This is a genomic window from Paenibacillus selenitireducens (genome assembly GCF_002021565.1).
In the GTDB taxonomy this organism is placed as follows: Bacteria; Bacillota; Bacilli; order Paenibacillales; family Paenibacillaceae; genus Paenibacillus_K; species Paenibacillus_K selenitireducens.
Genome location: NZ_MSZX01000032.1, coordinates 1 through 8,689 on the forward strand (window position 1 = coordinate 1; position 8,689 = coordinate 8,689).

Genomic DNA, 8,689 nt, shown 5'->3' on the forward strand with positions numbered 1-8,689 from the left:
STRCSSATNDATACTNTRYCHNAGCDTAACGGGCAGATTAGTTGAAGTCGTGGTTACGTCATCCGTCTCCAGTCCAGGCGATAACGAGACTTTAGCCTGTTTTAGCGAGATGATCCTTCGCTTAATATGATGGTATGGAAAAATCATCTGATCGAGGTGGCTTGATATGACGTTAATCGATAGTCCGAGATTCAATCGACTGAGCGGGATCGTGCTCGCTTATTATGTTCTAGCTTCCGTCTTCGCGCTACTGCTTGGAATCGTGCAGCCGGCTACCGGCATCCCTGTGGTGATCATCCAGCTGACGCAGTTCGGGCCGATGCTGGCGGTACTTGTCGTTCTGTGGTTACTCCCTGGCTCTCGAGGGCTTGTTCGCCAGGCGGGACTCCAATCATCGAAGGCGGGCATTGCTCAATTGGGGGAAGCAGTGCTGATCGTGGTGGCGATTTTCGTGGTCGCGCTGGCCTGGTACGGATTGTCCGGCCATATGATCGACTTTACGAATCCGTTCGATCTGGCGCACCCGATATGGATCATCGTCATTGCGCAGTTCATCGGAGCGGCTGGAGAAGAGATCGGTTGGCGCTGTTTTCTGCAGCCCGCCCTACAGACCCGCATGGGCGTCCTACTATCCTCTGTCGTCGTCGGACTGCTGTGGGGCGTGTGGCATGTGGGGGTGTTCGCCGAGGGCTGGCTGTACGCAAGTTCGTTCATCTTGTTTGCCGTCTGTCTCTCGGTCATCCTCGGAGAGCTGCTGCGCGGCAAAAGACTTAAGTTGCCGACGGCCACGACGTTCCACGCACTGATTAACCTAGCGATGCTGCTATGGTTCAAGGAAGAGGGAGGAGACGCTTACGCGATGGCGACGATGGCGGTTGCAACCTTGATCGCTGCGGTGTGTGCGCTGATCGTTCACTCGGTTCGCACGGGCAGGGGAACGAGGAAAAGTAATAATACCTTCCCTGAATTGCGCTAACTGGGAACGATAGTTGAATAAAGGGGGCAGAACCTTCTGGTCTGACGACGGTCTTTCGTTGTCATGAAAAAAACAATAAAGCAAGACAATACAATAAGGTTACTCCCTTATGAAACCCGCACTCGATAATGAGTGCGGGTTTTTCGTATTTCGGTGAGATACTGTATAGTTGTTCGCCAAATATTCATATTTTGCAGCACTTTCTAAAGAAAATTTGCTGTTGCATCTTATTTTAATAAGAGCCTTTTTGAAACTGGTTCTTTAATCTTGGTACCCTACGTCTAAATCAATTTGACAAATCTATGATTATTAAAGTACGATAAGTATGTTTAAAAGCTTAAACATAAGGATGAAGAGTATGGAAAACTATGAATGCAATAACAAAGAACTGGTATTAGAAAAATTTAAATTAACAACTCCCATATTTCAAGCCTTAGGAGATGTTAATCGCCAACAAATCATTATGCTTTTACTTGAGAAAGATAGCTTAAATGTCAATCAGATAACAGAAAGAATGGAGCTTTCAAGACCAGCAGTTTCTCATCATTTGAAAATACTGAGGCAAGCAGGTTTGATTGCTTTTCACAGGAATGGAAATGAAAAATTTTATTCATTGAGTTCGAAAGAGTTTCTAAAACAAATCAAAGAACTGATTCAAACTATTGAACAAAGCTATTGATTTGTTCTTTTTCGCTTTAAGGTTCAAATTTTTAAACATATAAACATTTATGAAAAAAATGAGGTGGATGAAAAAAATGGAGAGTAAGCATAGGGATCAATCGAAGAGCATTTATTTTTTAATGTTACTCGTTCCTTTATTTTGGGGAGGGGCGTTTGTAACGGCAAAGCATGTTATTACGGAAATTCCACCGCTTGTTGCTGGAACGCTTCGTTTTGGTATAACAGGGATCATACTAGCGATAATCGTACTTATTCAAAAAGAATGGCATTGGAAAGAGATAAAGAAACACTGGAAAGGCTTATTATTTATTGGCTTCATTGGGGTTTTTGGTTACAACGCTCTCTTTTTTACGGCATTAAAATATACTTCGGCAACAAACGGTGCATTAATCATAGCTGCTATGCCTGTATTCACTATGGTAGGTTCCGTTTTGTTTTGTAAAGGAAATTGGAACAATAAATTTGGTATCGGTTTATCTTTATCATTGATGGGGGTAATTATTGTTATAGTTAAAGGTTCACTATCGGCTTTGTCATCTCTCTCATTTAATTTAGGAGACTTGCTTTTTGTTGCAGCTCTTTTATGTGGGGTTATTTATGCACTAACAGGTAAATCTATTATACAAGGAGTACCGGTAATGTTATCGAATACAATTATGATGTTATCAGGAGCAATTTTTCTGGCGATCAGTACTGTATTTGAAGGTGGTTGGGATAAAGTATCAAATATGTCGGCACAGAGTTGGATTGAAATGGCCTACATGGTTGTATGTGGAACATTGATCGGCTATGTCATTTTTAACAAAGGTGTAGAGCTATTAGGAGGTAGTAAAGCAAGCATGTATTTAAACCTAACCCCTATTGTAGCTACATTACTTGCAGTTATTGCATATGGTAGTTCAATTACTTTGACACAAATCGTGGGGATGGTAATGGTGCTGATAGGTGTTTATGTTGCAACTTCTAAAACCAGTGGCCGCAAATCATCGGTGAACTAATTCAGCATATACAAAAAGAAGTAATGAATAGAGGAAAAAATATCTTTGGGCTTTTCCTATAAATGAATCAATCGAAAAGGTATATCAAAAGTATGGATTTCAAACAGTCGATAAATTGAAAATAGATCATGCCTTTTTAGACGGGAGAAGTATCAAAGAAATTCAAGAATAAGATGATATAGATGCCAGTTCATTTTTGAAATAACGGGCAGGATAGTTTGAGATCATTTGCGGTGAACCCTACCATAAGTAACGGCGAAAAATAGGGAGTGTGCAGACACTCCCTTTGTGCTAACATTGTTTGTTATCAAATGTCTACTTCACAATAATCCAATAAGGCGAACGAACAAAATGCTTATTTTCGGAGCGAGGCATTATATCGGTGAGTGTATACAAACCATGTAATGCTTGCTGTTAATAATGCCGACGAAATCAAAGCTGTAAGAACACTATATGTTTGCCAAATAAGTATCGTTGACCAATCTAATGCACAGCACATTATACACAGAGCAATCGTAGCAATCAGCAAAATAGCTGTTACGATTATTCGCTTTTTTGTCATTGGCTGCCGCTCATTCGTTTTCCTTCTGTGTAATCCTAAGAGAAAGAACAGAACGGCCAATAGGCAAAGAATAATTGTGGTAGACGATAAAATGATGTCCAAAAGCTGTGTGCCACTTATTTCATATGACTGCGTTAGATTGCCGTCTAATATATCTTTGACTTTTAGTACCATGCTTCTATTGATATTTGCGCCGTTGGTCAGCAAGCAGACGGCTGTTCGTTCATTTAGCAGTATGGCCACTTCGGTTCCAAAATTGGGATTGCCCCCTGGGTGCTCTATAATCGTTTGGTTGGCGTTTACCGACCAGCCCGCCGCATAATACATTTCGTTGACAGCCGGAACAGACATATCACCCTGATGTGATTTTTCGATAACCGTATGGAATATTTCGGGTATGTCCTGCACAATACCCATCTGTATGCCCATCCAATGCGCCATATCTTTTGTACCAGAAATGATGTAGCCTGCGGGTTTATTCCCGGAATAATCCGGCGCGTTATATGGAGTTGTCATAAAAAAGGAAGAACGGTAGCCCTGTGCCAACTGTCCGGTGGCTTGAGCATCTTCTTTATAAACATACGTCTGGTGAAGACCTAACGGCTGAAATACCTGTTCCCTCATAAAGTCTTCATAGCTTTGTCCCGACACAATCTCAATAACCAAACCCAATACGTCATAATTAACGGTTCCATAGTTATACTGTTCACCGGGAGGGAACGCCAACTCAGCATCTACCAGCATTTCCACAGTTTTTTGCAGCAAATCTGGTGTATTGCCTTGTGGAATATTTTGAGTATGCCTAGCATTTGTTAGGCCGCTAGTATGGTGAAGAAAGTTATTGAGTGTAAGGCTTTGCATATCAACAGGTTTCCCTTGATACTTTAACGTAAACCAAGGTAAATATTTTTGGACAGTGTCAGTCATTGACAGCAGCCCTTGCTCTTCCAACAGCAGAATACCCATGCCGGTAAAAGCTTTACTGACCGAGGCCAACTCATATAGTGTATTTTCACTTGCAGACAACCCACTTTCACGGTCTGCATACCCGGAAGAAAAGTAGAACACTTCATCATCAGCAAGTATTGAGATTGACATTCCCGGCACACCTGATATACGACTGGCATCATCCAGCAACGCTTGTATTGCCGCAGATTGCGTATTTGACAACGACGCATAACCTTGTGTTTCGAATCCTGAGAATAATATAAGTATCGTTAATACACAAACAATAGTCTTTTTCATAAACTCTCCATTTCGAAAAAATTATGCGAGGATAATATAAACAACCCGTAGTACGCCTTATCCGCCAAATGTGTCATTTCAATATATTTAATACTAGATGTTCAATGATCAAATTACTATGTAAACTTCACACTCTTATGGATATTATTTTTAGGAACACAAAAAGACCCATCTGCTTCATCAGCAGAAGGGTCAATTGTCGAAAGTATTCCTCAACGTTCTCATCAAAGATTAACTGGATCTCTTCAATCTGTTTCGTTACAAAATCCTATTTATTAATAATATTATACAAACAATCTTTAATCCTCAACATATATACCTTGTTCATTAATTTATTATCCATCATCTAATCGATACATTCATTAGTATTGCTAAACTTGAGTAAACTTTGGTGCGATTTTGCAGAAAAAAACACAGGTTGGCCATTAGAATTGCACCGGTAATTAATTAAGCTAACGGAACACGTTAGTTAAACGAAACAAGGAGTAGATTGCCGTGGCAGCTGCTCCTTGTTTTATTAAGCTATTAGGCAGGATAGTTCCAATATGTGGTATCATAAAATTGGTTGATATTTATGATGAAAGAGGTCGTCCTGCTTGAAATATATCGAGGTTGGCATAGGAAATACTTGGATAGACCGAACGGAAACAGAACTCGCTAATGGGTCTGAATTTGAGCAAAAGGGAATTGTTAAGCCAATAGTATTTCATTCGGTTTATATAAGGGTTAGGTATAACACTCTCACATTATCCCGGGATTATAAAAACAACGGCTGATTAAACAAATCATAATCAGCCGTTGCCTTTTTTATGAAGAATCAAGTGATATCTTTAGCGTCCGTTGGAAGGTTGTAGATCTTATGAAGATAGGATGTCACCTGCTCATCTTCATCGATTGAATAGTCATAGCCGAAATTTTCGGATACCGTTAATGCTAAATCTCGGAAAAGAGATCCCATCTCAAATAGCGCCTTCCATATTCGTTCATAATCTCCGTCTGAAAATGTTCTTACAAAAATACCCCATTTAGACACTTCCAAGTATTGCTCGAAATATTTGCCTTCTTTTCCTGTCTCAACTTTAAAGCTCGTTCGAACCCCGATATACCAAGTGATCATTTGCATCAACATGTCCCGTACCGGAACCTCATACATCCGCATGGCATATGGAAGCTGTCGACGCCATAATCCCTTTGCCACATACGTACTTACCCACCAAAACTCATTGCAACAATTGTAAAATTCTATCTCAGATGGAGGAGTCGGCAAATAATCGCGATTGCTGGGCGATGGTACATTTCCGAAGAGTCCATCCTTATCAAGCAGAATGACTGTTTGGCTGTCATGGACATATTTGTCAAGCTGATCCGTCTGGAAAAAAGTCAGGTCGATCCGGTTCCCATCCTTAAATAGCATGAGAAAAGCAAACCTGTTGAAATGTTCCGCGTGTGGGTTATCCATTTTGTCCGGTGTCTGCATAATCAAAATGTCACCAAAATAGGATATCCAGCTTTGATCATCAATAAAATTCTGCACAGAATCAACAAAATAAACAATATCGTAATCCTGAAAAATATCTCTAGTTACTTCGGAATTTGCCCGTGAGCCGTTCATAATGACTGCCCGAATATTCACGTTGTTTCTGGCATAATCTCGAATTATCTGTAGCATTTCGGCTTCATTTCGCATCAAAATCATCCTCCTGAAATTTTATGAATGGAACATAAGGCTTAGGCTCAGGAGGAGGGGCTCGGGCATTCCGTTATAACTTATCTAACTTCTTCTTCATGCAATGTATCACCTGCCTACCCATCCTTGGATGTTATTAACTTTTTAATAATTGTAACATATTTGAGTAGAGGTATATACGTTGGCATATTGAGCTAAACGGGACACTATAGCTTAATAAAATAACTCTAAAACGAGGCTGCCACCATGGATCGGCAACCTCGTTGCGCTAACGGGAGCATTCCTATAATAAGGAATGAAATGACCGAAATTTGACTACTTAATCTAAGATTGAAGCCCAACAAACCCGAGATGTGGATTGCCGGGCTTTCTTCTTGGTTCAGGCTTAAATCGTTGTGAAAAGAATAGGCTGCTCGTATTATGGCAATATAATAAAAACAAAAAGGAGAGATTCCCTTGATAAGAACGATAGCGGATTCCATTGTGGAATCCCTTCTGAACGCCGGCGTGAAGCGAATTTACGGCATTATCGGCGATTCGCTCAATGCCTTGCTCGATGCGATCCGTCGTTCCGGAAAAATAGAATGGATCCATGTCCGCCACGAAGAGGTTGCAGCGTTCGCGGCGGGCGCGGATGCCACCCTCAGCGGAGGAATCGCCGTATGTGCAGGTAGCAGTGGACCAGGTAATTTGCATCTCATTAACGGATTGTACGATTGCCATCGAAACCGAGTGCCAGTACTTGCGATTGCCGCTCATATTCCGAGCAGTGAAATCGGCAGCGGCTTTTTTCAAGAGACCCGTCCGGACATGTTGTTTCAGGAATGCAGCTTCTTTTGTGAAGTCGTAACCGGACCGAAGCAAATGCCTCGAGCGGTTACGATGGCGATGCAAACCGCGACGGCAAGGTCGGGAGTGTCTGTCTTAGTTCTTCCGGGTGATGTAGCCGCTTTCGAATACGACGAAAGCCCCGTTCCGGAACGCGTCATCCATTCCACCCGGCCGAATGTCTGCCCTTCTACAGATGAATTGAAGACGCTTGCCGACTACTTAAACAAAGGCAAGAGGATCACCTTGCTGTGCGGTGCCGGCTGCGCGGGAGCTCATGCTTCGCTCATGAAGCTGTGCGAGAAGCTGCAATCCCCGATGGTCATAGCGCTGCGAGGAAAAGAATATCTGGAATACGACAACCCGTATTCCGTCGGATTAACCGGCCTCATTGGATATTCTTCCGGCTACCACGCCATGATGGAATGCGATGTCTTACTCATGCTGGGTACAGATTTTCCATACCGGCAATTTTATCCGCAAGAAGCGACAATCCTTCAGGTTGATTTGGATTCCTCCCGACTAGGCCGGCGAACGACGCTCGCATACGGGGTGTGCGGAGACGTGAAGACGACGGTCGAAATGCTGTTACCCCTGTTAAAGGAACCGCACTCCCCTGATCATCTGCAGCACTTTGCCGCACATTATGCCAAAGTCCGCGAGGAACTGGACAATCTTGCAGATCCCGGCCGAGCACCTATTCATCCGCAATTCCTCATGAAGGTAATCAGCGATCTCGCAGATGAGGATGCCGTTTTGACTTGCGATGTTGGGACGCCGACTGTGTGGGCTGCCCGATACTTGAGCATGAATGGAGAAAGAAGGCTTATTGGCTCGTTTAACCACGGGACAATGGCGAACGCCATGCCTCAGGCGATTGGGGCGCAGGTTGCACAGCCAGGACGCCAGGTCATATCGCTGTCGGGGGACGGGGGACTCACCATGCTGCTCGGAGATCTATTGACCCTTCGTCAGCATAAGCTCCCGATCAAGATCGTTGTCTTTAATAATGGTGCGCTTGGATTCGTGGAATTGGAAATGAAAGCAGCCGGATTTTTAGAATTCGGAACGGAACTCGACAATCCAAACTTTGCGGTACTGGCTCAAGCCATGGGAATCGAAGGAATCCGGGTCGAGGATCCGAATGACTTGGAAAGCGCCGTTCGCCGAGCGCTCGAACACAGCGGTCCGGTAGTGCTGGACGTCGTCGTCAATCGTCAGGAGCTGGCTATGCCGCCGAAGATCAACTTCGAGCAGGCACGCGGATTTACGATGTGGATGCTGAAAGCCGTTTTGAACGGGCAAGGCAACGAAATCATCGAACTGGCGAAAACCAATCTCCTTCGGTAATAAATAGGAGTACTTTGAAGTGGTGTCAGAAGTCAGAAATATTGTCCCATTCCCGAGGGAGAGGGAGGGAATATCAGCTTTTCTAAAGATTCCTACAACTGACTGCACACACTGCCTTGGTCGTAAGCGTAAAATAGCCCCATCTGATTGCCAGGTAGGGGCTATTTTACGTTTACAAATATGGCTAAGTAATCATCATTGTTGATTACTATCAAAATGAAGATCGCCTTTGCAACTATTTAAAACCACACTACTAACTATTGTCGGGTGACAAGAACATATATCGTTTGCCGATTGAGGACAAGAACATATATTGTTTTACGTAAATGAAGACGGTTTTCAATTAGAGTTAATTTCGTCGC

At 43.0% G+C, this 8,689-nt stretch carries 7 protein-coding genes and 1 pseudogene; 6 read left to right on the forward strand and 2 right to left on the reverse strand.

The features are described from left to right. Positions 1-166 precede the first annotated feature (166 nt). The 4 genes and pseudogenes from BVG16_RS32030 to BVG16_RS33935 all read left to right on the forward strand — a co-directional run. Positions 167-976, forward strand: coding sequence for a CPBP family intramembrane glutamic endopeptidase (locus tag BVG16_RS32030; RefSeq protein WP_078499088.1), 810 nt, complete (start codon positions 167-169; stop codon positions 974-976). A gap of 358 nt (positions 977-1,334) precedes the next feature. After that, positions 1,335-1,655: an ArsR/SmtB family transcription factor gene (locus BVG16_RS32035; protein WP_078503248.1), complete on the forward strand. Its 321-nt coding sequence runs from the start codon at positions 1,335-1,337 to the stop codon at positions 1,653-1,655. A 76-nt stretch (positions 1,656-1,731) separates the two neighbouring features. Beyond that, entirely contained in the window at positions 1,732-2,655 is a 924-nt protein-coding gene (locus BVG16_RS32040; RefSeq protein WP_233147239.1) for a DMT family transporter, read from the forward strand. Next, a pseudogene (locus tag BVG16_RS33935) lies at positions 2,640-2,827 on the forward strand (GNAT family N-acetyltransferase); the annotation flags it as partial. The gene BVG16_RS32040 and the pseudogene BVG16_RS33935, both read left to right, overlap by 16 nt. Positions 2,828-3,010: 183 nt before the next feature. Here the strand turns inward: BVG16_RS33935 and BVG16_RS32050 are convergent. Continuing rightward, entirely contained in the window at positions 3,011-4,462 is a 1,452-nt protein-coding gene (locus BVG16_RS32050) for a serine hydrolase domain-containing protein (protein WP_078503250.1), read from the reverse strand. A gap of 596 nt (positions 4,463-5,058) precedes the next feature. Between BVG16_RS32050 and BVG16_RS32055 the strand changes: the two genes are divergently transcribed. After that, positions 5,059-5,238, forward strand: a complete 180-nt coding sequence (locus BVG16_RS32055; protein WP_078503251.1) for a DUF3977 family protein — start codon at positions 5,059-5,061, stop codon at positions 5,236-5,238. 41 nt (positions 5,239-5,279) lie between these two features. On the opposite strand, the gene BVG16_RS32060 is transcribed toward BVG16_RS32055, so the two are convergent. After that, positions 5,280-6,149 (reverse strand): aminoglycoside 6-adenylyltransferase, encoded by an 870-nt coding sequence (locus BVG16_RS32060; RefSeq protein WP_078503252.1) that lies wholly within the window; start codon positions 6,147-6,149, stop codon positions 5,280-5,282. A 456-nt stretch (positions 6,150-6,605) separates the two neighbouring features. On the opposite strand from BVG16_RS32060, the gene poxB reads away from it, so the two are divergent. Beyond that, positions 6,606-8,327 carry a ubiquinone-dependent pyruvate dehydrogenase gene (gene poxB, locus BVG16_RS32065; RefSeq protein ID WP_078503202.1) on the forward strand — a complete coding sequence of 574 codons (1,722 nt, stop codon included), beginning with the start codon at positions 6,606-6,608 and terminating at the stop codon, positions 8,325-8,327. Positions 8,328-8,689: the final 362 nt, after the last annotated feature.

Excerpts from the sequence above, each read along its gene's own strand:
- BVG16_RS32030 (WP_078499088.1), top strand. The coding sequence starts at position 167 with ATGACGTTAATCGATAGTCCGAGATTCAATCGACTGAGCGGGATCGTG.
- BVG16_RS32035 (WP_078503248.1), top strand. The coding sequence starts at position 1,335 with ATGGAAAACTATGAATGCAATAACAAAGAACTGGTATTAGAAAAATTT.
- BVG16_RS32040 (WP_233147239.1), top strand. The coding sequence starts at position 1,732 with ATGGAGAGTAAGCATAGGGATCAATCGAAGAGCATTTATTTTTTAATG.
- BVG16_RS32050 (WP_078503250.1), bottom strand. The coding sequence starts at position 4,462 with ATGAAAAAGACTATTGTTTGTGTATTAACGATACTTATATTATTCTCA.
- BVG16_RS32060 (WP_078503252.1), bottom strand. The coding sequence starts at position 6,149 with ATGCGAAATGAAGCCGAAATGCTACAGATAATTCGAGATTATGCCAGA.